20 protein-coding genes and 1 tRNA gene are annotated in these 24504 nt (G+C 71.5%); 4 read left to right on the forward strand and 17 right to left on the reverse strand.

What is annotated here, in order from left to right:
* Positions 1 to 29: 29 nt before the first annotated feature.
* Genes QM782_RS13715 through QM782_RS13735 form a run of 5 tightly spaced genes read right to left on the reverse strand, consistent with a single transcriptional unit; the run spans position 30 to position 5707 of the window.
* Positions 30 to 1133, reverse strand: coding sequence for an SMP-30/gluconolactonase/LRE family protein (locus tag QM782_RS13715; RefSeq protein WP_415203457.1), 1104 nt, complete (start codon positions 1131 to 1133; stop codon positions 30 to 32).
* 30 nt (positions 1134 to 1163) lie between these two features.
* Positions 1164 to 1952 carry an HpcH/HpaI aldolase family protein gene (locus tag QM782_RS13720; protein WP_415203458.1) on the reverse strand — a complete coding sequence of 263 codons (789 nt, stop codon included), beginning with the start codon at positions 1950 to 1952 and terminating at the stop codon, positions 1164 to 1166.
* Between the two features lie 52 nt (positions 1953 to 2004).
* The gene (gene garD, locus QM782_RS13725) at positions 2005 to 3588 is read right to left on the reverse strand and encodes a galactarate dehydratase (RefSeq protein ID WP_415203459.1); all 1584 of its coding nucleotides are present in this window, start codon (positions 3586 to 3588) and stop codon (positions 2005 to 2007) included.
* A gap of 20 nt (positions 3589 to 3608) precedes the next feature.
* Entirely contained in the window at positions 3609 to 4748 is a 1140-nt protein-coding gene (locus tag QM782_RS13730) for an L-talarate/galactarate dehydratase (RefSeq protein ID WP_415203460.1), read from the reverse strand.
* A 2-nt stretch (positions 4749 to 4750) separates the two neighbouring features.
* A complete protein-coding gene (locus QM782_RS13735; RefSeq protein WP_415203461.1) occupies positions 4751 to 5707 on the reverse strand; it encodes a Bug family tripartite tricarboxylate transporter substrate binding protein in 957 nt (318 codons plus the stop codon).
* A 172-nt stretch (positions 5708 to 5879) separates the two neighbouring features.
* On the opposite strand from QM782_RS13735, the gene QM782_RS13740 reads away from it, so the two are divergent.
* Positions 5880 to 6881 (forward strand): LacI family DNA-binding transcriptional regulator, encoded by a 1002-nt coding sequence (locus QM782_RS13740; protein WP_415203462.1) that lies wholly within the window; start codon positions 5880 to 5882, stop codon positions 6879 to 6881.
* A gap of 16 nt (positions 6882 to 6897) precedes the next feature.
* Here QM782_RS13740 and QM782_RS13745 read toward each other — a convergent pair.
* The 6 genes from QM782_RS13745 to selA all read right to left on the reverse strand — a co-directional run bounded on the left by QM782_RS13745 (position 6898) and on the right by selA (position 13640).
* A tRNA-Sec gene (locus tag QM782_RS13745) sits at positions 6898 to 6993 on the reverse strand.
* Positions 6994 to 7008: 15 nt separating this feature from the next.
* Positions 7009 to 8982 (reverse strand): selenocysteine-specific translation elongation factor, encoded by a 1974-nt coding sequence (gene selB / locus QM782_RS13750; protein WP_415203463.1) that lies wholly within the window; start codon positions 8980 to 8982, stop codon positions 7009 to 7011.
* 12 nt (positions 8983 to 8994) lie between these two features.
* Positions 8995 to 10206: a ferritin-like domain-containing protein gene (locus QM782_RS13755; RefSeq protein ID WP_415203464.1), complete on the reverse strand. Its 1212-nt coding sequence runs from the start codon at positions 10204 to 10206 to the stop codon at positions 8995 to 8997.
* Positions 10169 to 11029, reverse strand: coding sequence for a phosphate/phosphite/phosphonate ABC transporter substrate-binding protein (locus QM782_RS13760; protein ID WP_415203465.1), 861 nt, complete (start codon positions 11027 to 11029; stop codon positions 10169 to 10171). Before QM782_RS13760 ends, QM782_RS13755 begins: the two co-directional genes overlap by 38 nt.
* 11 nt (positions 11030 to 11040) lie before the next feature.
* Positions 11041 to 12156 (reverse strand): acyl-CoA dehydrogenase family protein, encoded by a 1116-nt coding sequence (locus QM782_RS13765; RefSeq protein WP_415203466.1) that lies wholly within the window; start codon positions 12154 to 12156, stop codon positions 11041 to 11043.
* On the reverse strand, positions 12153 to 13640 hold the full coding sequence (gene selA / locus QM782_RS13770) for an L-seryl-tRNA(Sec) selenium transferase (RefSeq protein WP_415203467.1): 1488 nt from the start codon (positions 13638 to 13640) through the stop codon (positions 12153 to 12155). Before selA ends, QM782_RS13765 begins: the two co-directional genes overlap by 4 nt.
* 99 nt (positions 13641 to 13739) lie before the next feature.
* On the opposite strand from selA, the gene pgm reads away from it, so the two are divergent.
* The 3 genes from pgm (at position 13740) to xth (ending at position 17822) form a co-directional block, all read left to right on the forward strand.
* On the forward strand, positions 13740 to 15392 hold the full coding sequence (pgm, locus tag QM782_RS13775; RefSeq protein WP_415203468.1) for a phosphoglucomutase (alpha-D-glucose-1,6-bisphosphate-dependent): 1653 nt from the start codon (positions 13740 to 13742) through the stop codon (positions 15390 to 15392).
* 190 nt (positions 15393 to 15582) lie between these two features.
* Entirely contained in the window at positions 15583 to 16308 is a 726-nt protein-coding gene (locus QM782_RS13780; protein WP_415203469.1) for a TerC family protein, read from the forward strand.
* A gap of 740 nt (positions 16309 to 17048) precedes the next feature.
* Positions 17049 to 17822, forward strand: coding sequence for an exodeoxyribonuclease III (gene xth, locus QM782_RS13785; protein ID WP_415203470.1), 774 nt, complete (start codon positions 17049 to 17051; stop codon positions 17820 to 17822).
* Between the two features lie 35 nt (positions 17823 to 17857).
* Here xth and ntrC read toward each other — a convergent pair whose 3' ends face one another.
* The 6 genes from ntrC to QM782_RS13815 form a co-directional block, all read right to left on the reverse strand.
* Complete coding sequence (gene ntrC / locus QM782_RS13790; protein ID WP_415203471.1) at positions 17858 to 19378, reverse strand: nitrogen regulation protein NR(I); 1521 nt, start codon at positions 19376 to 19378, stop codon at positions 17858 to 17860.
* 49 nt (positions 19379 to 19427) lie between these two features.
* Complete coding sequence (glnL, locus tag QM782_RS13795) at positions 19428 to 20450, reverse strand: nitrogen regulation protein NR(II) (protein ID WP_415205650.1); 1023 nt, start codon at positions 20448 to 20450, stop codon at positions 19428 to 19430.
* Between the two features lie 65 nt (positions 20451 to 20515).
* Entirely contained in the window at positions 20516 to 21004 is a 489-nt protein-coding gene (locus QM782_RS13800; protein ID WP_415203472.1) for a hypothetical protein, read from the reverse strand.
* A gap of 137 nt (positions 21005 to 21141) precedes the next feature.
* Positions 21142 to 22557 (reverse strand): type I glutamate--ammonia ligase, encoded by a 1416-nt coding sequence (gene glnA, locus QM782_RS13805; RefSeq protein WP_415203473.1) that lies wholly within the window; start codon positions 22555 to 22557, stop codon positions 21142 to 21144.
* Between the two features lie 208 nt (positions 22558 to 22765).
* Positions 22766 to 23593, reverse strand: coding sequence for a competence/damage-inducible protein A (locus QM782_RS13810; RefSeq protein WP_415203474.1), 828 nt, complete (start codon positions 23591 to 23593; stop codon positions 22766 to 22768).
* On the reverse strand, positions 23571 to 24488 hold the full coding sequence (locus tag QM782_RS13815) for an EI24 domain-containing protein (RefSeq protein ID WP_415203475.1): 918 nt from the start codon (positions 24486 to 24488) through the stop codon (positions 23571 to 23573). Before QM782_RS13815 ends, QM782_RS13810 begins: the two co-directional genes overlap by 23 nt.
* Positions 24489 to 24504 lie beyond the last annotated feature (16 nt).

Here is a 24504-nt window from a genome sequence, read left to right on the forward strand (position 1 = left end):
GCCCGCTGCCACCCACACCAGCGCGGTGCTCAGACCGCGCCGTGCGCCTCCACGTACAGCGCGTACAGCGAGTGGCTGCTGGCCATGTACAGGCGGTTGCGCTTGGGGCCGCCGAATTCCAGGTTCGCGCAGCGCTCGGGCAGGCGGATGAAGCCGATCGGCTTGCCGTCCTTGTTGAACACCTTGACGCCGTCCAGCTCGTCGGACCGGCCGACCGGCAGATGCGCCTGCATGCCGCCGCCAATGTCGGTGGCTTGCGATGCGAAGGCGCCGGTGAAGCCCCAGCCGCACCACAGGTTGCCGTCGCGGTCGACGCGGAATCCGTCGAAGGCGCCGGGGCCGCCGGCATCGATCAGCTTGGTCTTGTTCGACAGGCTGGCGCCGTCGGCCGAGACGTCGAAGCGCCAGATGCTGCGGTTCGGCGTGCCCTTCCACTCCACCACGTACAGCTGCTTCTCGTCCGGCGAGAAAGCCAGGCCGTTCGGGTTCACGATGTCGGTCACGACGGCGCGGACGCTGCCGTCCTGGCCGATGCGGTAGACATTGGTGGTGGCCTGCTCGGGCGTGGCGCGTGAGCCTTCCCATTCGCCGCTGATGCCGAACAGCGGGTCGGTGAACCAGATGCTGTCGTCGGACTTGACGACCACGTCGTTCGGCGCGTTCAGGCGCTTGCCCTCGAACCGGTCGGCCAGCACGGTCATGCGGCCATCCTTCTCAGTGCGCACCACGCGGCGCGTGACCGAATGCTCGCAGGTCACGAGCCGCCCCTGGCGGTCGCGCGTGTTGCCGTTGGCGTAGTTCACGTCTTCCTTGTGCACGGAGAACCGGCCGGTCTTCTCGTCGTACTGCATGAGCCGGTTGTTCGGGATGTCCGACAGGATCAGCTTGCCGGTTTCGGGGAAGTAGGCCGGTCCCTCGGCCCAGCGCATGCCGCTGCCGAGCTGCTCGATGGTGCTGCTGTAGATGCGGTACCTGGCGAAGCTCGGGTCCAGGATGTAGACTGCGGGGTCGGGGTAGCGCTGGGCCGGCCTGAAGTCGAAGGACTGTGCGCCGGCCATGCTGCCGGCCGCTGCCAGGGCGCTGCCGGCGGCGGTCTTCAGGAACTGTCGGCGTTGCTGTTGTCGGCGGTGCATCGGGTGTGTCTCCTTGGAATGATGGTTGGGTCAGTAGCCGCTGGCGGGCCTGGCGGCGGCCTGCGCCCGCATGGCGGACAGCACCTGCTGCGAGCCGGCCGCCATCAGCCGCGCGTCCGAGCCCACGGTCAGGAACTGGAAGCCCATCGCCTGGCGCGCCAGCGCGACCTGCGGGTTGCCGTTGTGGATGCCCGCCACCAGGCCATGGGCCTTGGCGCGCGCCAGGATGTGCTCGATGGCCTGCTGGGCCTTCGGGTCCACGTCGTCGAACACCGGGCGGCAGCCCAGCGACAGCGACAGGTCCGACGGGCCGATGTAGACCGCGTCCAGCCCTTCGACCGAGAGGATGTCGTCCAGGTTGTCCAGCGCCTGGGCGGTCTCGATCATCGCGAAGCGCACGATGGTGTCGTTGGCGTGCTGCGGGTAGTCCGCGCCGCCGTACAGCAGCGCGCGGACCGGGCCGAAGCTGCGCGTGCCGCGCGGCGCGTAGCTGGTCCAGGCGACCAGCTTCTGCGCGTCCTCGCGGGTGTTGACCATCGGGCAGATCACGCCGTAGGCGCCGGCGTCCAGCGTCTTCATCAGGATGCCGGGCTCCAGCCAGGGTACGCGCACCACCGGCACGGTGTCGGTGGTGGCGATGGCCTGCAGCATCGGCAGCATGGCCTGGTAGTCCACCACGCCGTGCTGCAGGTCGATGGTCAGGCTGTCCCAGCCCTGGTGGGCCATGGTCTCGGCCGAGAAGCTGTTCGGGATGGCCAGCCAGCCGTTGACGGCGGCGCCGCCGGATTGCCAGAGGGTGCGCAGGCGGTTGGGTCTCATGAGGTCTCCTGTTGGGCAGGGCGCGATGATCCCTCAGTCTGGCGCTGCGGTGTCAGGTGACGGGCGCTGGATTGAACAGCACGAGCGCATTGGCGAGCTTCCAGTGCTCGGCCCAGGTCCTGGTGCGGCCGCTGGCGACGTCCAGCATCAGCCGGAACAGCTCCCAGCCGACCTCCTCGATGCTCTTGTCGCCGGTGGCGATGGTGCCGGCGTCGATGTCCATCAGGTCGTGCCAGCGGCGCGCCAGGTCCGAGCGCGTGGCGACCTTGATCACCGGCACCTCGGCCAGCCCGTAGGGCGTGCCGCGGCCGGTGGTGAACACGTGCAGGTTCATGCCGGCGGCCAGCTGCAGCGTGCCGCAGATGAAGTCGCTGGCCGGCGTGGCGGCGTAGACCAGGCCTTTCAGGCCCTGGTGCTGGAGCTTCTCGCCGGGCGGGAGCACGCCGGCGATGGGCGCACTGCCGCTCTTGACGATGGAGCCCATGGCCTTCTCCACGATGTTGGACAGCCCGCCCTTCTTGTTGCCCGGCGTGGTGTTGGCGCTGCGGTCCACGCGGCCCTTGTCCAGGTAGGCGTCGTACCAGGCCATCTCGCGGACCATGGCCCGGGCCACCTCGGGCGTGCTGGCGCGCGCGGTGAGCTGGTCGATGCCGTCGCGCACCTCGGTCACTTCGCTGAACATCACGGTCGCGCCAGCGCGCACCAGCAGGTCGGTGCAAAAGCCCACGGCCGGGTTGGCGGTGACGCCGCTGAAGGCGTCGCTGCCGCCGCATTGCACGCCGACCACCAGCTCACTGGCCGGCACCGTCTCGCGCCGGCGCGCGTTCAGCCGCTCCAGGTGCTGTTCGGCCTGGCGCAGGATCGACTCGACCATGGACATGAAGCCCACGTGCGCCTCGTCCTGCAGGCAGACCACGTCGAGCTTGGCTGCCTCGGTGTCGCCCACGTCGGCCACGTTGCGCTCGTCCACGATGGGGATGCTGCCCGGCGGCAGCAGCCGCTCGGGCTGCAGCTTCTCGCAGCCCAGGCTGACCACCATCACCTCGCCGCCGAAGTTGGGGTTCAGCGCGATGTTGCGCACGGTGCGGATCGGGATCACCGCGTCCGGCGCGTCGATCGCCACGCCGCAGCCGTAGGTGTGCTCCAGCGCCACCACGTCGTCCACGTGGGGGTAGCGGGGCAGCAGCTCGGCCTTGATGCGCTGCACGGCGTAGTCGGTCACGCCGGCCACGCACTGCACGGTCTGGGTGATGGCCAGGATGTTGCGCGTGCCCACCGAGCCGTCCGGGTTGCGGTAGCCCTCGAAGGTGTGGCCTGCCAGCGGCGGCTGCGGCGCGGGCTGCACGGTGGCCACCGGCAGGCCTTGCAGCTCGCGCGCTGCGGGCATCTGCAGCAGCCGCTCGTGCACCCAGCTGCCGCGCGGCAGGTCCTTCAGCGCGTAGCCGATGGTCACGCCGTAGCGGCGCACGGCGGCGCCTTGCGGGATGTCCAGCAGCGCCACCTTGTGCGCCTGCGGCACCTTGTCCACCAGCGTGAGGCCGTCGGGGAACACCGTGCCGGCGGGCAGGCCGCCCTCGTTGGCCACGATCGCCACGTTGTCGGCCTCGTGCATGGTGATGTACAGGGGTGTGCTCATCGTGGTGGCTCCGTCAGTTTTCAGGCTCTCTGGCCGATTTCCGCAGTTTCGCGCGTCCAGGCGCGGGCTTGCTCGCTGAGCGACAGGCCCAGGCCCGGCCGCGTCGGCACCCGCATGCGGCCGTCCTCGATCTCCAGCCGCTCGTTGAACAGCGGCTCCAGCCAGTCGAAGTGCTCGACCCAGGGCTCGGTCGCGTAGACCGCACCCAGGTGCACGTGCAGCTCCATCGCGAAATGCGGGCCCAGCGCCAGGCCGGCGTGCTCGGCCAACGCGGCGATCTTCAGGAACGGCGTGATGCCGCCCACGCGCGGGGCGTCGGGCATCAGGTAGTCGGCCGCGCGGTGGCGGATCAGCTCGTCGTGCTCGCCCAGGCTGGTCAGCATCTCGCCGGTGGCGATCGGCGTGTCGAAGGCTGCGGCCAGCGCGGCGTGGCCCTCGAAGTCGTAGGCGTCCAGCGGCTCTTCGATCCAGACCAGGCCGAACTGCTCGAAGATGCGGCACATGCGCTGGGCCGTGGGGCGGTCCCATTGCTGGTTGGCGTCCACCATCAGCGGTACGTCGTCGCCCAGGTGCTGGCGCACGGCTTCCACGCGCCGGATGTCGATCCTGCCGTCAGGCTGGCCGACCTTGAGCTTGATGCCGCCGATGCCACGCGCGATCGAGGCTGCGGCGTTGGCCTTGAGCTGGTCGATCGGTGTGTGCAGGAAGCCGCCCGAAGTGTTGTAGCAGCGCACCGAGTCGCGCTGCGCGCCCAGCAGCTTGGCCAGCGACAGGCCGGCGCGGCGGGCCTTCAGATCCCACAGCGCCACGTCGAACGCGCCGTAGGCCTGCACCGCCAGGCCGCTGCGGCCGACCGAGGCTCCGGCCCAGCACAGCTTGGTCCACAGCCTGGCGATGTCGTTGGGATCCTCGCCGACCAGGGCGGGGGCCACTTCCCGGGCGTGCGCGAACTGTCCGGGACCGCCTGCACGCTTGGAATAGGAGAAGCCCAGGCCCCGGTGGCCATCCCGGGTCTCGATCTCCGCGAACAGCATGGCGATCTCGGTCATCGGTTTCTGCCGGCCGGTCAGCACCTTGGCATCGCTGATCGGGTTGGCCAGCGGCAGGTAGCAGGAGGAAATGCGGACATGGGTGATGCTGTCGGAGGTCATGGCGGGCATCCTCATTCGGTCGTGATCCGGCCGGTCTCGATGACCTGCTTCCAGCGCGCGTACTCCTTCTGCTGGAAGGCCGCGAACTCGGCCGGCGTGTTGGTCACCATCTCGAAGCCGATGCTGGTGAACTGGTCCTTGATCCTGGGGTCGTTCAACGCCTCGGTGAAGGCGGCGTGGGCCTTCTCGCGCACGTCGGCCGGCAGGCCTCTGGGCGCCAGGACGGCCTGCCAGGAGGTCACCTCCACGTTCGGCACGCCGGCCTCGGCCATCGTCGGTACGTCCGGCAGCACGGGCGAGCGCTTGGCGCTGGTCACGGCCAACGCGCGCATCTTGCCGCCCTTGATGTACTGCAGCACCGCATTGACGTTCTGGAACGAGGCATCCACCTGGCCGCCCATCAGGTCGGTGTGGGCCGGCGCGCCGCCCTTGTAGGGCACGTGGATGCCTTTCGTGCCCGTTTGCTGCCAGAACAGCTCGGCCGTCAGGTGGTCGCTGGAGCCGCTGCCGGCCGAGGCGAAGGTCATCTTGCCCGGGTGGGCCTTGCTGTAGGCCACCACGTCGCCCAGGCTCTTGAACGGCGAACTCGGGTTCACCACCAGCACGTTGGGCGACTGCACGGCCACCGTGATGTGGTCGAAGTCTTTCAGCGGGTCGTACTGCATGCCCTTGAGCAGGTGCGGCACGATGACCAGCGGGCCCAGCGAGGTGACCAGGAAGGTGGCGCCGTCCGGTGCGGCGCGCTTGACGAAGGTGGTGCCGATGGTGCCGGTGGCGCCGGCCTTGTTGTCCACCAGGAAGGACTGCTTGAACTTGGCCGTCAGCAGCGGACCCACCGCGCGGGCGACCTGGTCGGTCGAGCCGCCGGGCGGGAAGGGCACGACCAGGGTCACGGCCTTGTCGGGCCAGGTGTCCGCCGAGGCGCTGAAAGCCAGTGCGGCGAGGGCGAAAGACAGGAGTCTCTTCATGGTGTCTCCAAAAAAACGTGGTCAAAACAGGATGACAACGATGTCATTTGCGGCGATGTCAGATGTCTTCGTTATTTGGGTGGCTTTTATGGCCTAGTTGTACGATGACTTAGACGGAGGCGGATGATATCGTTGTCATTCCTGTCGTCAAGCGGTTTCCGCAGGTCCGTCCATGAACGCACCCATGCCTCCATCCAAGCCGGCCACGCTGCACGACGTCGCCCGCGTGGCCGGCGTCTCGCTGATCACCGCCTCGCGCGCGCTCGGCAACCCGGGCGTGGTGTCGGCCAGCACCATCGAGCGGGTGCGCCTGGCCGTGGAGGCGACCGGCTACATCCCGAACCTGCTGGCCGGCGGGCTGAAGTCCCGGCGCAGCCGCATGGTGGCCGGCATCGTGCCGGCGCTGGCGGTGGCCCAGTTCCTGCCCTCGGTGCAGACGCTGACCGACGTGCTGGCCGCCGAGGGCTACCAGCTGCTGCTGGGCCAGACCGGCTACGACGCGGCGCGCGAGGAGGCGGTGCTGAACACCATGCTCAGCCGCCGACCCGACGGCATCGTGTTCACCGGCCTCGTGCATGGCGCGGCGGTGCGTGCGCGGCTGCGCCGCACCGGTGTTCCCGTGGTGGAGACCTGGGACATGACGGCCGACCCGGTGGACATGCTGGTCGGCTTCTCGCAGGCCCAGGTCGGGCAGGCGGTGGGTGCGTTCTTCCGTGCCAGGGGCTGGCAGCGCGTGGGCATCGCCACCGGGGGGGATCCGCGCGCGTTGCAGCGCAAGGACGGCTTCGAGGCCGCCTTCGGCCGCCGCGTGCCCACGGCCCAGGTGCCCGCGCCCAGCAGCCTGGAGCGTGGCCGCAGTGCGCTGGCCGAGCTGCTGGAGTGCGAGCCGGCCTTGCAGGCCGTGGCCTGCAGCTCCGACCAGCTGGCCCAGGGCGTTCTGGTCGAGGCGCAGGCCCGCGGACTGCACGTGCCCCGGCAACTGGCTGTCTGCGGCTTCGGCAACGCCGACTTCGCCGCGCACCTGGTGCCGGCGCTGACCACCGTGCTGATCGACGGTCCCGCCATCGGGCGCCAGGCTGCGCGCCTGGTGCTCGCCCGCTGCCGCGGCGAGCCGGTAGAGCAGCGCATCGTCGACGTGGGCTTTCGCATCGTCGAGCGCGTGTCGACCGCGTGACGCGGCCGCGCCGGCGTGGCGGAAGGGAGTGGGAGTCGAACCCACCCGGCGGCGCTTGGCGCCACCCACCGGGTTTGAAGCCCGGCCGTTCCACCAGGAACGTTTCCCTTCCAGAACCGGTTCCGGTTCAGGCCGTGTCGTCGATGAACAGCCGGCTGTCGCCGCGCAGCCGGTGCACGTCGCCCACGCGGCGCAGCAGGCCGATGCGGTCGAAGTGCTCCAGCAGCTGGATCGCGCGCTTGCGGCCCAGGCCGGTGGCGTCGCGGAAGGCCGCGGCGGTCACGTCGCCCGCGGCCTGCGCCGCCGTGCGGCGGACCAGGGCCGCCAGTGCCGCGACGCGCGGGTGCGGATAGTACAGGTCCTTCACCACCTGGTGCAGTTCGCCGGCCTGGGCCAGCCGCGCCAGGCTGGTGCGCACCGCCGCCTCGGGCTCGCCCAGCGCGCGCGCGAGGTCGCGCACCCAGCTGCCTTCGTTGCCGGCCTGCGCCAGCAGCGGCGCGATCCGTTCGGCGATGCGCCGGTCCGCGGCCGACAGCCGCAGCGCGTGCTGCGGCTCGAACACGAAGGCGCCGCGCACGGCCGCCCGGCCCTGCGCCTGCAGCGCGGCCAGCAGCGCCTGCCACAGCGGCTCGGGCAGGCGCGGGGCGGCCAGGCGGCGCAGCCGTGCGGCGTCCATACCCAGGCGGTCGGGTTCGCGCTGGTGGAAGTCGTGCAGCGCCGCGACCGTCCGGTCGCCCAGCGCCGCGGCCTGGGCGGCCCCCAGCGCCCAGGCGGCGCCGTCGCCGCCGCTGGTCCGCAGCAGGCCCGGCGGCAGCGCGGGCAGCTGGCCGCTGGCCAGCCCCTCGGCGCGGGCCCAATCGGCCAGCGACAGGCCCCAGGGGGCCGCCGCCAGCTGCGCGGCCAGCCGCTCGGGCGCGCCCGGCAGCATCCGGGCCGCCAGTTCGGCCAGCCGCTGCGGCGTGCGCCGGTAGCGCGCCGGCGCGAACGGGTCCAGCACCATGCCGCCGGCCAGCGTGCGGCTGGCGGTGGCGTCGCGCAGCACCACGCGGTCGCCGCGCCAGGCGGCGGCCGGCTGGCGCAGCACCAGCTGCACCAGGGCGGAGCGGTCCGGCGCCAGGCTTTGCGGCGCGGTGGCGGCACCGGTGGCGGGCAGCAGGTCGAGCAGGGCGACGCTGGCGAGCACGTCCGCCGCGCCCAGGTGCAGGTGCACGGTGGTGCCGGAGCGCAGCGGGCCGTCCTCGCCGTGCCAGAGCGTGAGCAGCGCGTCCAGCCGGACGGTGGCCAGCGCGGCCTCGGGCGCGACCAGCCACTGGCCGCGCGCGATGTCTTCCCTGGCGATGCCGGCCAGCCCCAGCGCGCAGCGCTGGCCGGCATGCGCGGCGTCCACGGCCTGGTTCTGGGCGTGCACGCTGCGCACGCGGAGCATGCGTTCGGCGCGGCCGGGCACCAGTGCCAGCTGCGCGCCGGCGCCGACGCTGCCGGCGCCGACGCTGCCGGCGTGCACGGTGCCGGTGGCCACGGTGCCGGCGCCCGTGAGCGTGAAGGCGCGGTCCACGGCCAGGCGGAACGCGGCGCCGGCCGTCTCCTGGCGGCGGTGGGTGCGCGCCGCCTCGACCAGCAGCGCGCGCAGCGCGTCCACGCCGGCGCCGGTGGTGGCGGCGACTTCGAGCACCGGGCAGCCGGCCAGCGGCGTGCCGGCCAGCAGCGCCTGCACGTCGGCGCGCACCTGGGCGATGCGCGCGGCATCGGCCCGGTCGCACTTGGTGACGGCCACGGCGCCGTGCGCCACGCCCAACAGCGACAGCACGGCCAGGTGCTCGCGCGTCTGCGGCATCGGGCCGTCGTCGGCCGCCACCAGCAGCAGCGCGAAGTCGATGCCGGTGGCGCCGGCCAGCATGGTGTGCACCAGCCGCTCGTGGCCGGGCACGTCGATGAAGCCGATGCGTTCGGCCAGCCCCGGCGCGTCCAGGAAGGCGTAGCCCAGCGCGATGCTGATGCCGCGCTGCTTCTCCTCGGGCAGCCGGTCGGTGTCCACGCCGGTCAGCGCACGCACCAGCGTGGTCTTGCCGTGGTCGATGTGGCCGGCGGTGCCGATGATCATGCGCCGCGGCCCCTACATGAAGTTGCGCGTGTGCAGCGCGGCCAGGCGCTGCGCCTCGCCGGCCGGGAAGCCCAGCCGCAGCAGCCGCGCCTTGCGGCCGGCCGCCATGTCGCGCTGCAGCTGCTGCACGGCGGCATGGCCGCGGCCCAGCGCCTGCGGCGTCAGCGCGCCGGCGGCCAGCAGCACCAGGGCGTCGAGCACCTCCTGGTTCAGGCCGGCGGTGCCGGCCAGCGCGTCGTAGCGCTCCTCGATGGCGTTGCGCAGCCGGTCGATCTGCCCGGGCTGCGCCGCCAGCCGGTACTCGAGGTGCGCCATCGCGAAGGCGACGTGGCGCGCCTCGTCGCGCGCGGCCAGGCGCGTGATCTGCCGCGTGACCGGGTCGGGCCCGTGGTCGTGCAGGAAATGCAGCAACTGCACGAAGCTGCCTTCGCCCAGCACCGACAGCAGCAGTACCGCGGTGGAGAAGTCCGGCGCCTCGAACAAGCTGTTCAGCGACGCCTGGCCGCCGGCCGTGGACAGCACGCGCGGCTCGCCGCGCAGCGTGGCCCGGCGGGTGAACACCTCGACGTGGCGGGCCTCGTCGGCGCACTGCAGGGCCAGCAGCTGCATGACCTCGCGGTAGTGCGGATGCACCTGTCCCAGGTGGCGCGCCGGCAGCACCAGCGCGGCGTTCTCGTTCTCGACCAGGTAGGCCATGACCTGCACCACGGCGGCCTCGATCGCGGGGGCCAGCGTGAACTCGGCGTTCCAGTCGATCGCGGTCTCCGGGTCCCACTGCGCGGCGGCGGCCTGGCGGTAGAGCTCGCCGGCCGTGGCGGCCCAGATCTCCTCGCGCCGGTGCAGCGCGAAGGCCAGCCGCGGCCCGCCGGCCTCGACCAGCGCGCCGCGCGCGGCCAGGCCCCATTCGGGCAGGGCCTCGGGCAGCGGCTCGGCGCCGGGCGCGAGCAGGGCGTGGCCGGTCGGCAGCGCGCCGCGCCAGCGGCCGTCGGCCTGGCCGTGGCGCGTGACGATGGCCGCGCCGGCCTCGTCCTCGAAGCGCAGGCCGTGGCCCTGCTGGCGGCACCAGGCGCGCAGGTGCACGGCCCAGCCCGGCGCGCGGCCGCGCACGCGCAGCGCGGCGCCGGGCGGCAGCGCGTCCAGCGCGTGGCGCACCAGCAGCAGGCCGCCCTGGTCCAGGCCCAGCGCCTCAGTATCGATAGTCGGCAGCGAGCAATCGTCCGTCATGGCCCAGGAAGCCGAGCGTGTCCACGGCGCGTTCCAGCTGCGCGTAGCCGCTGGTGCGGCCGGGTTTCCAGGCGCGCAGGCCTTCGAGCTCCAGCAGCGGGCGCACCTGGGGGTCGTCCCAGCGCATGGCCAGCAGCAGGTCCACGAAGCGCTGCACGGCGGCGGCCGGCGCACCCGGGCTGGTGGTGAAGTTGCAGTGGTCGTAGGGGCCGGTCTGCGCCAGGATGCGCGTGCTGCCGGCCGGCAGCGTGCCGTCCTGGCCGAAGGCCAGGTGGTTGCCGTCGATCATGCAGCAGGCGTCCACCTCGCCGGCCAGCAGCGCGACCGCGGCGTCGCGTTCGCCGCCGATGTGGTCGCCGTGCTTGCCGCCGAGCACGTCGAAGCGGCGCAGCGTGAAGTCGCGCCCGGCGGCCAGGCCCTGCGCGTGCAGGTGCTGCAGCGGGATCAGCGTGGCCTGGGGCGAGTCGATGGCGCCGGCGCCCAGCGTCCGGCCGCGCAGGTCGGCCAGCGTGCGCACCGGGCTGTCCGCGCGCACCACGACCAGCGAGTGCAGGTCGCAGTCGGTGTCGCGCATGGCCACGGCCTGCACGTCCAGGCCGCGCGCGGCGGCCAGGCGGCGCGCCCGCACCCAGGCCAGCGGCGAGTTCCAGGCCAGGTGGATCTGGCCGGCGAACTGGGCCTCGACCTGGCGCTCGTAGTTCGAATACAGCACGAAGTCGAAATCCAGCCCGCGCTCGGCGAAGAAGGCCTTGAAGCCCTCCCAGATGATCACGACCTTGGGCGCGTAGGCCACGGCGCCCATCAGCAGCAGGTCCTTGGACATCGGCATCTTCCTCAGAACAGCGGCAGGCCGGTGACGGCCTTGCCGATGAAGTCGTACAGCACGTCGGTGGTCGGCGCCATCACGTGGGCGGCGCGGGCGTCGCGGAACAGGCGCTCGATGCCGGCCTCCTTGCGGAAGGCGGCGCCGCCGCACACGCGCATCGCCAGGTCGGTGACCTCCAGCGCCGCCTCGGCCGCGGCGGCCTTGACCTCCAGCACGCGCAGCAGGGTGTCGGGCCGGCCGGCGGCGATGGCGCCCAGCGTGTCCTGCAGCAGCGCCTGGACCATGTCGGTGCGGATGCGCCCGCGCGCCAGGTAGGCGCGGATGGTCGGCAGGTCGGCCAGCGAGGTGCCCAGGTGCTGGTGGCGGGTCTGCGCCACGTGGCCGGTCGCGCGGGCCAGCGCGCCTTCCATCAGGCCGGCGGAGCAGGCCGCGTTCAGCACCGAGAACCAGGGCAGCACCGTGCCCATCATGATGTCGAAGCCCTGGCCGTCCGCGCCCAGCCGCGCGTCGGCCGCGATGCGTGTGGCCTGCGCGGTCACCGGCGTGGAACTGTTGCCGCGCAGTCCCAGGCCGTCGAAGCGGCCTGGCTGCGACAGGCCGGCGCTGCGCGCGTCCACCAGCCACAGCGTGCTGGCGCCGTCGGCCGCCAGCGGCTTGCTGGACCAGACGTAGCTGTCGGCCTCGAAGGCCGAGGTGACCCAGCTCTTGCGCGCGTCGAGCACGACCGCGCCGCCCTCGGCGCGCGCGGTGCCGGCCGGCGCCCAGAAGTGGCTGCGCGACTCGGCCTCGGAGAAGGCCAGCGTGCTCAGGTGCCGGCCGCCGGCGATGGCGCGGCGCGCGGCCTCGCTGCCGAACTGCTCGATCACCGCGGTTGCGCAGTAGTGCATGGCCACCACCATGGCGGTGGAGCCGCAGGACTGCGCCAGCCGCTGCACCACGCGCGCGGCATCGGCCAGGCCACCGCCCTGGCCGCCGACGGCGCCGGCCGAGACCAGGCCGAGCAGGCCGGCCGCGCCGAGCGCGTCGATGGCCTCGCGCGGGAAGCGGCTTTCGGCGTCGGTGCGCAGCGCCAGCGGGTCGACCGACTGGACGACGATGTCTTCGAGGGATGCGAGCGGATTCATGGCAGGTCCGTGGTGGAGGGTCGATGGGGGGAGGCGCTCCCGGCGTCCGGAGAAAGCTGTCGCTGCAGTTGCCCGAGCTGGGCGGTGAACGGGGCCGGGTCTTCCAGGCAGCGCAGGTCCAGCAGCAGCCGGTCGTCGGCGATGCGGCCGATCACCGGCAGCGGCAGCGCCCGCAGGGCGGCGGCCAGGGCATCCAGCGCGCGGCCGCTGCCGTGCTTGGCGGCCGTTGCGATGGCCAGGCCGGCCGACGGCAGCCGCTCCACTGGCAGCGAGCCCGAGCCGATCTGGCCCTGCATCGCGGCCACCTGCACGGTGTAGCGCGGCGCCACGGCCGCCTGCACGGCGGGCGCGAGCCCTTCGGCCAGCGCGTGGATGGCCGCGGCCGGGCGCGTCAGCAGCCGCAGCGTGGGCAGGTCGCGCGCCAGCCGCTCGGGCTGCAGGTACAGCAGCAGCGTGGCCTCCAGCGCCGACAGCGGCAGCTTGCCCATGCGCAGCGCGCGCTTCATCGGATGCTTGCGGATCTGCGCGACCAGCGCCTTGCGGCCGACGATCAGGCCGGCCTGCGGGCCGCCCAGCAGCTTGTCGCCGCTGAAGGTCACGACGTCGCAGCCGGCGGCCAGCATCTCCTGCGGCAGCGGCTCGCGCGGCAGGCCGTAGCGCGCGAGGTCGACCAGCGAGCCGCTGCCCAGGTCGGTGGCCAGCGGCACGCCGCGGGCGCGGCAGATGCCGGCCAGGGTGGCCTCGTCGACGGCGGAGGTGAAGCCCTGCACCGCGTAGTTGCTGGTGTGCACCTTCATGACCAGCGCGGTCCGCTCGTTGATCGCGCGCTCGTAGTCGGCCGGGTGCGTGCGGTTGGTGGTGCCGACCTCGACCAGCGTGGCGCCGGCCGCGGCCATCACGTCGGGCATGCGGAAGGCGCCGCCGATCTCCACCAGCTCGCCGCGCGAGACCACCACCTCGCGGCCGCGCGCCAGCGCCGCGATCGTCAGCAGTACGGCGGCGGCGTTGTTGTTGACGACGGTGGCGGCCTCGGCGCCGGTGATCGTGGTCAGCAGCTCCTCGACGATGGTGTCGCGGTCGCCGCGGCCGCCGCCGGCGAGGTCGTATTCGAGGTTGTTCGGCCCGGCCATCACGGCCGCCAGGTGCTCCAGGGCCGGCGCGGCCAGCAGTGCGCGGCCCAGGTTGGTGTGGACCACGGTGCCGGTGAGGTTCAGCACCGGCCGCATGCGCGGCGCCAGGCGGGCGGCGATGCGCCCGGCGAGCGCGTCGGCCAGCGCCCGCGGCTCCAGCGCCGCGGCGTTTAGCGCGCCGGCCTGGGCCTGCCGGCGCAGCCCGGCGACCAGTTCGCGCGCCTGGCCGGCCACCAGCGTGTGGCCGTGGCGCTCCACCAGCGGCGCCACGCCGGGCAGGCGCAGCAGGCGATCGACGGCGGGAAGGCTCTTGAGGACCGCCCCGGAACCATGGACCATGGATTCTTCAGGCATGGGCGCGCAGTGTACAAACCCGCCGGCCCTCCGGCCGAACCGGGCGCCGCGGCCGGCCCGGCGCTTGCTATGCTGCCCGCGCACACCGAGAGGATCCCCATGAGCGCCCACCTGCATCCCCTGGCCGGCCAGCTGGCGCCGGCCGACACGCTGATCGACCTGGCCGCGCTGCGCGCCGCCTATGCCGACGACCGGCCCGACCCGTCCGTGCCCGCCCAGCGCGTGGCTTTCGGCACCTCGGGCCACCGCGGCTCCGCGCTGGACCGCTCGTTCAACGACTGGCACGTGCTGGCGATCACGCAGGCGATCTGCGACCACCGCCGGGCGCAGGGCATCACCGGGCCGCTGTTCCTGGGCGCCGACACCCATGCGTTGTCGGCGCCGGCCGTGCACAGCGCCATGCAGGTGCTGGCCGCCAACGGCGTGGAGGTGATGCTGTCGGCGAACGACGAGCCCACGCCCACGCCGGCCGTCTCGCACGCGATCCTGGTCCACAACCGGGGCCGCACCGGCGCGCTGGCCGATGGCATCCTGGTCACGCCCTCGCACAACCCGCCGCGCGACGGCGGCTTCAAGTACAACCCGCCGAACGGTGGCCCGGCCGGCGGCGAGATCACCGGCCCGATCGAGGCCGCGGCCAACCGCTACCTCGACCACCGCCTGGCCGGCGTGCGCACCATGCCGCTGCGCGCCGCGCTGGACGCGGCCACCACGCACCGCCACGATTTCCTGCACCACTACGTGGCCGACCTGGCCAGCGTGCTCGACATGGAGGCGATCCGCGGCAGCGGCCTGCGCCTGGGCGTGGACCCGCTGGGCGGCGCCGGCGTGCACTACTGGGCCGCCATCGCCGAGCGCTACGGCCTGGACCTGACCGTGGTCAGCGAGCGCATCGACCCGCGCTTCGCGTTCATGACGCTGGACTGGGACGGCCAGATCCGCATGGACCCCTCGTCGCCGCACGCCATGCAGTCGCTGCTGGCGATGAAGGACCGCTTCGACGTGGCCTTCGCCTGCGACACCGACCACGACCGCCACGGCATCGTCACGCCCTCGGCCGGCCTGCTGCCGCCCAACCACTACCTGGCCGTCTGCATCGACTACCTGTTCCGCCACCGGCCGCAGTGGAGCGCGCAGGCCGCCGTCGGCAAGACCATCGTCTCCACCAGCGTGATCGACGGCGTGGCCGCGCGCCTGGGCCGGCGGCTGCACGAGGTGCCGGTCGGCTTCAAGTGGTTCGCCGACGGGCTGTTCGACGGCTCGCTGGGCTTCGGCGGCGAGGAGAGCGCCGGCGCCAGCTTCCTGCGCCGCGACGGCACGGTCTGGACCACGGACAAGGACGGCATCGCCGCCGCGCTGCTGTCGGCCGAGATCACGGCCCGCAGCGGGCGCGACCCCGGCGCACTGTACGCGCTGCTGGCGGCCGACTTCGGCAACCCGGTGTTCAGCCGCCGCGACGCGCCGGCCACGCCGGCGCAGAAGAAGGCGCTCGCCAAGCTGGCGCCGGAGCAGATCGGCTCGGCCGAACTGGCCGGCGAGCCCATCGTCAGCGTGCAGAGCCACGCGCCGGGCAACGGCGCGGCCATCGGCGGCATCAAGGTCAGCACCGCGGGCGGCTGGTTCGCGGCGCGGCCCTCGGGCACCGAGAACGTCTACAAGATCTACGCCGAGAGCCGGCACGGCGAGGCGCACCTGCAGCGCATCTTCGCCGAGGCGCAGGCCGTGGTGGACGGCGCGATCGGCGGCGCCTGACCGCGGTCGCCCGGACGGCGGCGCCGGCGCGCCATCGGCCTACAGATCGAGGGGTTTTTGCCGCCGCGGCCCATGCGATCGCAGAGGATGACCGGTGGTGCCGCTGCCCGGGGAGGGGCGGCGTGGGTGCCCGGCTGCAGCCAGCGGCCGAATCGGCTGCGCCGCCTACCACGACAACGCACGAGGAACCATGGACTTTCTGTTTTCTTCCGCCTTCTGGATCGCCCTCGGGCAGATCATCATCATCGACATCCTGCTCGGCGGCGACAACGCGGTCGTGATCGCGCTGGCCTGCCGCAAGCTGCCGCCGGCGCAGCGCAAGAAAGGCATCATCTTCGGCACCATCGGCGCCATCGTGCTGCGCGTGATCCTGATCGCGTTCGCGATGACGCTGCTGAACATCCCGTTCCTGAAGTTCGTCGGCGCGCTGCTGCTGGTCTGGATCGGCGTGAAGCTGCTAGCGCCGGACGAGGAGGGCCACGGCGACATCCAGGGCAGCGACAAGCTGCTCGCCGCCGTCAAGACCATCATCGTGGCCGACCTGGTCATGAGCGTGGACAACGTGATCGCCATCGCCGGCGCCGCGCAGAACGCCGGCGACCACTCGCTGCTGCTGGTGATCCTGGGCCTGCTGATCTCCATCCCGATCATCGTCTGGGGCAGCCAGATGGTCATCAAGCTGATGGAACGCTACCCCGTCATCATCACCGCCGGCGGCATGCTGCTGGGCTGGATCGCCGGCGGCATGCTGGTCACCGACCCGGCCGTGGCCGACACCGACCAGTGGAAGTGGATGCTCAAGCTGCCGCAGACCGACGTGGTCAAGTACGGCGCCAGCGTGGCCGGTGCGCTGCTGGTGCTGGTGCTCGGCAAGATCGCCGCCGGCCGCAAGGGCGCGGCGCCGGCCGCCCACTGATCGCCAAGTTCGGCGGCCCGTGGAAGCCACGGCACGAGCCCCGTACGGGCTCTTGCCGAAACCGCCGTCCTTGCCCTGCTGGTCGGTTGCGCAAGCACAACGGTCGCGTTCCGGCCTTCGCCCCAGGCACCCGTGTGCGACCGCTCGGCGGTCGCACTCGTCGTTTGGGCCCGCACTGGCGCCACGATCAGAAGGATGTTGCCGCCCGCGAGCAAGCCGCCGGCACGGGCCTCGCGGACTTCCTGGTCCAGTCTGGCTGTTTCGCGCGCACCGAGTTGCGTCGTGTCCCTGAGCTCACGCCACCTGCGGTCCGCGCGCAGTTGGCCGAGCAGCCGGGCGATTTCACGAGGGTCGTGGCGATCGAAGTCCGTGGACGCGGGCCTGTTGTCAAGCTCTCGTCCTCTGCCGCACTCGTCGAAGGTGGAACCGAGGTGGTCCTTCAGGTCACCGAGTCCTCGCCACAGTCTGCCGCCGCGCAACGCCGGTTCCCCGTGCACTGGCGGAACGGCGGCCCTGGCGTGGTTCAAGGGCGTGTCCCAGTCTGCCCAGCGACATGCAGGCCGCCTTGCGCGCTGGGTTGCAGGCAGGTGCTTCCGCGTGGTGAAGCCCAAACGTCGGTCCAGGACACGCGGCGCGCTTCGGCGCGCCGCGGTCGTTTTTTGGACCGCCGCCGCCCGGTGCGTGTGCCGGGGCAGGAGTGGGCGGGCGCCGGTGCCCGTCCCTCCCTAGAATTTCGAGCGATGAAGATCGCCACCTGGAACGTCAATTCCCTCACCGCCCGCTTGCAGCACGTGCTGGCTTGGCTCGCCACCAATCCGGTGGACGTGCTGTGCCTGCAGGAGCTCAAGCTCACCGACGACAAGTTCCCGTTCGACGCGCTGGGCGAGGCGGGGTATGCGGCCGCCGTGTTCGGCCAGAAGACCTACAACGGCGTGGCCGTCCTGAGCCGTACGCCGGTGCGCGACGTGGTGAAGAACATCGTCGGCTTCGACGACGAGCATGCGCGGGTGCTGGCGGCCACGGTGGACGGGCCTGAGGGGCCGCTGCGCGTGGTCAACGGCTATTTCGTCAACGGCCAGGCGCCGGACTCAGACAAGTTCGTCTACAAGATGAACTGGCTGGACGGCCTGCAGAACTACCTGCGCGCCGAACTGGCCGCGCATCCGGAGCTGGTGCTGCTGGGCGACTTCAACATCGCGCCGGAGGACCGGGATTCCTACGACCCCGTGGGCCTGGCCGGCACCATCCACCACACCGAGCAGGAGCGCGCCCATTTCCGCGCGCTGCTGGCGCTGGGCCTGACCGACAGCTTCCGCATGTTCGAGCAGCCGCCCAAGAGCTACAGCTGGTGGGACTACCGCATGCTGGGCTACCAGAAGAACCGCGGCCTGCGCATCGACCACATCCTGGTCAGCGAGGCGCTGAAGCCGCGGGTGCGGGGCTGCGTGATCGACCGGACGCCGCGCAAGTGGGCAAAGCCCAGCGACCACGCGCCGGTCATCCTCGAACTCTGACGCTGAGAAGGTGTGAACGGCCCGTCCACACCTTCTCACTCCAGGCCGAGCTCCTGGATCTTGCGCGTGATGGTGTTGCGGCCGATGCCGAGCTTCTGCGCGGCCTCGATGCGGCGCCCGCGCGTGTTGTGTAGCGCGGTCAGGATCAGCTTGGATTCGAAGCGGCGCGTCAGCACGTCCCACACGTCGTGGCGGTCGGCGGCCAGCAGCTCCAGCGCCTCGGCCTCCAGGCCGCGCTCCCAGCCGGCGGCGGCCGGCGCTGCCGCCGGTTCCGCCAGTGGCAGCGGCGGCTCGTGCGGATCGTCCACGGCGGCGGCCGCAGCCGCCATGGGCGTTTCCGCCGGCGCGGCCGTCCGGGGCACGCCAGGGGCGGCCGGCGATGGCGCGCTGCCGGCGCCCAGGACCTCGGGCGGCAGATCCTTGGCTTCGATCACCTGGGCCGGCGCCATCACCGTGAGCCAATGGCACACATTCTCCAGCTGGCGCACGTTGCCGGGGAAGTTGAACTGGCCGAGCTGGGCCAGCGCCGCGTCGGAGATGCGCTTGGGCTCCACGCCGAGCTGGGCCGCGCTCTGCTGCAGGAAGTGGCGCGTGAGCATCGGGATGTCTTCCTTGCGCTCGCGCAGCGGTGGCAGCCGCAGCCGGATCACGTTCAGGCGGTGGAACAGGTCCTCACGGAACACGCCCTCGCGCACGCGCTGCTCCAGGTCCTGGTGCGTGGCGGCGATCACGCGCACGTGGGCCTTCACTGCGTTGTGGCCGCCGACGCGGTAGAAGTGCCCGTCGGACAGCACGCGCAGCAGCCGCGTCTGCAGGTCGAACGGCATGTCGCCGATCTCGTCGAGGAACAGCGTGCCGCCTTCGGCCTGCTCGAAGCGGCCGCGCCGCATGGTCTGCGCGCCGGTGAAGGCGCCCCGCTCGTGGCCGAACAGCTCGGACTCCAGCAGATCCTTGGGGATCGCGGCGGTGTTGATCGCGACGAAGGGGCCGCCCGCGCGCGGCGAATGCTTGTGCAGCGCGCGCGCCACCAGCTCCTTGCCCGAGCCGGATTCGCCGGTGATCATGACCGTGACGTTGCTCTGGCTCAGCCGGCCGATGGCGCGGAACACGTCCTGCATGGCCGGGGCCTGGCCCAGCATCTCGGGCGCGGCGGACATGCGCTCCTCGGCGACTTCCTCGCGCTGGCTCTCGTCCACCGCGCGGCGGATCAGCTCGACGGCCTTGGGCAGGTCGAAGGGCTTGGGCAGGTATTCGAAGGCGCCGCCCTGGAACGCGGAGACCGCGCTGTCCAGGTCGGAGAAGGCGGTCATGATGATGACCGGCAGGCCGGGCTGCAGCTCCTTGACCTTGGCCAGCAGGTCAAGGCCCGAGCCGCCGGGCATGCGGATGTCGCTGACCAGGATCTGGGGGCCCTCGTCGTCGCCGGCGGCTTCCAGCGCGGCCAGCACTTCGCGCGGGTTGGTGAAGCTGCGCGTGGGCAGGTTCTCGCGCAGCAGTGCCTTCTCCAGCACGAAGCGGATGGATTGGTCGTCGTCTAGGATCCAGATCGGCTTCATCGTCCTCGTCACCTCGGGGTGATCCCGCCGCAGCGCCGGACACGGAGCCTCACGGCAGCGGAATCAGTATCTTGAAATCGGTTCGGCCGGGGATGCTCTCGCACTCGATCAGGCCATGGTGCTGCTGCACGAAGGTCTGCGCCAGTGTGAGCCCCAGCCCCGATCCGCCGTCGCGACCCGATACCAGCGGGTAGAAGATGCGACTCTTGATCGACTCCGGGACCCCCGGTCCGTTGTCGATGACATGCAATTCCAGTGCCAGTCGGTAGCGCTGCTTGCCGAAGGTGATCTGCCGCGCGATGCGCGTGCGCAGCACGATCTCGGCGTCGCCGGCGGCCATGCGGTCGGCCAGCGCCTGGGCCGCGTTGTGCACGATGTTCAGCACGGCCTGGATCAGTTGCTCGCGGTCGCCGCGGAACTCGGGGATCGAGGTGTCGTAGTCGCGCACCACCCGCAGGCCGCGCGGGAACTCGGCCATGATCAGCGAACGCACGCGCTCGCAGACCTCGTGGATGTTGACGTCGCCCACCACGTGCGGCCGGCGGTGCGGCGCGAGCAGGCGGTCGACCAGGCTCTGCAGCCGGTCGGCTTCGTGGATGATGACCTGGGTGTACTCGATCAGGTCGCGCGAGTCGATCTCCATCTCCAGCAGCTGCGCCGCCCCACGGATGCCGCCCAGCGGGTTCTTGATCTCGTGCGCCAGGTTGCGGATCAGTTCCTTGTTGGCCTGGGCCTGGTCGATGAGCCGCTCCTCGCGGTCCTGCCGCGCCTGCTGCTCCAGCGGCAGCAGCTCGATGATGACCTCGCCTTCCTGCTCGGCCGGTGCCACGACCACATGCACCGGCAGCGGCTCGTAGGTGGCGCGCTTGAGCCAGGCGTCATAGCGCAGCGCCGCGAATTCGTTGCCGCCGGCGCCTTCGAGCGCGTTCTGCAGCAGGTAGGGCTGGGTGAAGAACTCGGGGAACTGCGAGCCTTCGATGCTGCGGCGCGAAAAGCCCAGCGCGTCCTCCAGCGCCGCGTTGGCGAACAGCACCACGCCGTCGATGCGCAGCACCGCGACCAGCGTGGCCAGCAGGTCGAAGGCGTGGAAGCGCGCGGCCGGGGCGGATGCCGCGCGCGCGAGCGGAGAAGCGCGCTTCACTGTGCGGGCGGCAGCCGCGCGATCTCGCGCTTGATGCCGGCGATGTCGCTCTCGACGCGGTCGATGGATGCCTTCATCTCGGCCACGCGGTCCAGGTAGCGCTGGTAGTTGCGGGACTCGATGCCGATCTTCTCGGGCTCGCCGTTGTTGTAGTCCTTCAGCAGTTCGGCACGCCGGGCCTCGGCCTTCTTCAGCTCGGCTTCGAGGATACGGCGCGCCTCGCCGTCGCGTGCGCGCTGCGCCGGATCTTCCGCACGCGGCGCGGCACCGGCCGCCGGCGCGCGCACCGGCGCCGGTGCCGGCCGCGCCTTGGGCGCCTCGATCACGGTGACGTTGCCGCCCTCCACCAGCTTGCAGCCGCGCTGCTGCGCCTCGCGCGCGTCGCGGATGCTGTTGGTGTATTCGTTGCCGCAGCGGTAGACCTGGGCCCGGGCGCCGGCGATGGGCACGGCAGCGGCAAGGGCGAGGACGAGGGCGTGCTTCATGCGTCTGCAGGGATCGCGTTCGGGTTGGAGGCGCGGCCAATGGTACCGTGCCGCCCCCAGTAAAAAAGGACGGCCGGGCCGTCCTTTGCTGCGACCGGCCGGCCCGCTGCCATGCTGCAGCAGGCCGGTGCAGGGCATCACAGCGAGTAGTACATGTCGAACTCGACCGGGTGCGGCGCCATGCGGAAGCGCGTCACCTCGGTCATCTTGAGGTCGATGTAGGCGTCCAGCATGGAGTCGCTGAACACGCCGCCCTTGGTCAGGAACGCGCGGTCCTTGTCCAGGTACTCCAGGGCCTGGTCCAGGCTGTGGCAGACGGTGGGGACCAGCTTGTCCTCTTCCGGCGGCAGGTGGTAGAGGTCCTTGGTGGCGGCCTCGCCCGGGTGGATCTTGTTCTCCACGCCGTCCAGGCCGGCCATCATCAGGGCCGAGAAGCACAGGTAGGGGTTGGACGAGGGGTCCGGGAAGCGCGCCTCGATGCGGCGGCCTTTGGGGTTGGCCACGTAGGGGATGCGGATCGACGCCGAGCGGTTCTTGGCCGAGTAGGCCAGCTTCACCGGGGCCTCGAAGCCGGGCACCAGGCGCTTGTAGCTGTTGGTGCCGGGGTTGGTGATGGCGTTCAGCGCGCGGGCGTGCTTGATGATGCCGCCGATGTAGAACAGCGCGAAGTCCGACAGGCCGGCGTAGCCGTCGCCGGCGAACAGGTTCTTGCCGTCCTTCCAGATGGACTGGTGCACGTGCATGCCCGAGCCGTTGTCGCCGGCGTAGGGCTTGGGCATGAAGGTGGCCGTCTTGCCGTAGCTGTTGGCGACGTTCCAGACCACGTACTTCAGCACCTGGGTCCAGTCGGCGCGCTCGACCAGCGTGGAGAACTTGGTGCCGATCTCGTTCTGGCCGGCGCCGGCCACTTCGTGGTGGAACACCTCGACCGGAACGCCCAGGCTTTCCAGGATCAGGGACATCTCGGCGCGCATGTCCTGCGTGCTGTCGACCGGGGGCACCGGGAAGTAGCCGCCCTTGACCGTGGGCCGGTGGCCGCGGTTGCCGCCCTCCAGCTTGGCGCCGCTGTTCCAGGGGGCTTCGTATTCCTCGATCTCGCTGAACACGCGGCCGGGCTCGTTGCTCCAGCGCACGCCGTCGAAGATGAAGAATTCGGGTTCCGGCCCGAAGTAGGCGGTGTCGCCCAGGCCGGAGGCCTTCAGGTAGGCCTCGGCGCGCTTGGCGATGGAGCGCGGGTCGCGGTCGTAGGCCTTGCCGTCGCCCGGCTCGATCACGTCGCACTGCAGGAACAGCGTGGTCTCTTCGAAGAAGGGGTCGATGTTGGCGGTGTTCGGGTCGGGCATGAGCTGCATGTCCGAGGCTTCGATGCCCTTCCAACCGGCGACCGAGGAACCGTCGAACGCGTGACCGGAGGTGAACTTGTCTTCGTCGAAATGCGACACGGGGACGGTGACGTGCTGCTCCTTGCCACGGGTATCGGTGAACCGGAAGTCGACGAACTTGACTTCGTTCTCCTTCACCATCTTCATCACGTCTGCGACGGTCTTGGCCATCAAAAGCTCCTGGGGTTGGTTTGGGGTCTACAAGAAAGACGGCGATGCGGATGCAGTTTCCATGCCACGGACCGACGCACCAAAAACGGCAAATCCGATCGCATGGCGTTGCGGCTCCACGGGCGGCAGACCGCGCATCCTACTGCTCAGGCGGACGATTCCGCACATCAATGGTGCGATCCTGGTTGCGCACCAGATCGATGCACGCTCAACGCACCAGTTCGGGGCCGAGCGGCAGGCCGTGCGCGCGCAGGCCGGCGAGCAGTTCCGCATAGGCGGGCGCGACGGCCGCAGCGGCGCCCTTCACGCCGAGCTCGATGTGGTGGCCGTGCTCCGGGTGGTCGACGCTGGGCAGGCTGAACACCAGCACGCCGGGATGCTCGCGCTCGATGGCTTCCATCAGCGGCACCAGCGCGGATTCCATGGCGCCGTAGACGATGACCGAGCGTTCGGCCCAGGCTGCCTGGGCGAACAAGGCCCGGTAGCGGGTGTCCAGCACCCATTCGATCATCGGCCAGGCCATGACCGGGAAGCCGGGCACGAAGTGCACGTGGCCCAGGCTGAAGCCCGGGATCTTGTTGTAGGGGTTGGGGATGATGGCGGCCCCCTCGGGGAACACGCCCATGTTCAGCCGGTGCAGGTTGTCCGGCCGCTCGGGCTCGTAGGGCAGGCCCTGCTCGCGCGCCACGTCGCGCATGCGCTCGCGGATCAGCGCCTCGGCCTCGGGATGCAGCACCAGCGGGCGGCCCAGCGCGCGGCCGGCGCACTGGCGGGTGTGGTCGTCGGGCGTGGCGCCGATGCCGCCGCAGCTGAACACCAGGTCGCCGCTGCCGAAGGCGCGCTCCAGCGTGGCGGTGATGCGTTCGGGCACGTCGCCGACGTAGTCGGCATAGGCCAGCTGCAGGCCGCGCGCGGCGAGCAGCTCGATGACCTTGGCCAGGTGCTTGTCGGCGCGCTTGCCGGACAGGATCTCGTCGCCGATGATGACCAGGCCGATGGCCCGGGGCGGTACTTCAGGGGGGAGGCAGAGGGACATAGGCGGAGGTGGAGGAGGGGGAACCGGCCGGGCCCTGCTCCACCAGCAGCTCGGTCGCCGGGGCGGAGGCGGGCGGCTCGACGGCCCGCACGTCGGCGGCTTCCGCCATGCGCATGGCCTGCAGCGCCGCCAGTGCGTAGTGGGTGAACCACAGCGCCGAGAATGCGAACACCAGCGTGTACAGCCAGATCGCCAGCGGCACCAGCACCGGTGCCAGCACGATGGCCAGCGCGCCCCAGGCCCAGACCAGCGCCGGCGCGGCGCCCAGGTAGCCGGTCAGCACGCCCAGCACCAGCAGCATCACGCGGTGCTCGCGCATCAGGGCCACGCGCTCGGGCTTGCTGGCATGCTCGGCCAGCACGTCGTAGGACATCACGCGGTAGGTCAGCCAGCCCCAGATCAGCGGCGGCAGCACCAGCACCAGCGGTGGTACCAGCCACAGCGGGATCGACAGCACCAGCACCGCCAGCGCCACCACCGTGGCCCAGAGCGCGCCGAACAGGCTGCCGGCGAAGGAGCCGCCACGGCGCTTGTCCAGGTGCGGGAAGCGCCGTTCGCCGACCAGCGACACGACCGAGGGCGTGACCAGCGAGGCCACCAGCAGCAGCGACAGCACCACCACCACCGGCGTGACCAGCGCCACCACCAGCAGCGGCGCGATCAGCGTCTGGACCTCGCCCAGGCCCCAGCCCTGCAGCCAGCCCATGACGGTGCCGAACCAGGGCCAGCCGCTCAGCCAGGCGCGCGTCCAGGCGATCGTGGATTCCCAGAAGAAATAGCCCAGCCCCAGCGCCAGCACGGCCATGAGCACCAGCGGCAGGATGGACAGCGCGATCACGCGCGGATGCAGGCAGTAGGCCGCCGCGCGCCAGAAGGAATCAAGCAGCAAACGCATGGCTTGAGGATACTCC

This window comes from Pseudorhodoferax sp. (genome assembly GCF_047601025.1).
Lineage (GTDB): Bacteria > Pseudomonadota > Gammaproteobacteria > Burkholderiales > Burkholderiaceae_C > Pseudorhodoferax.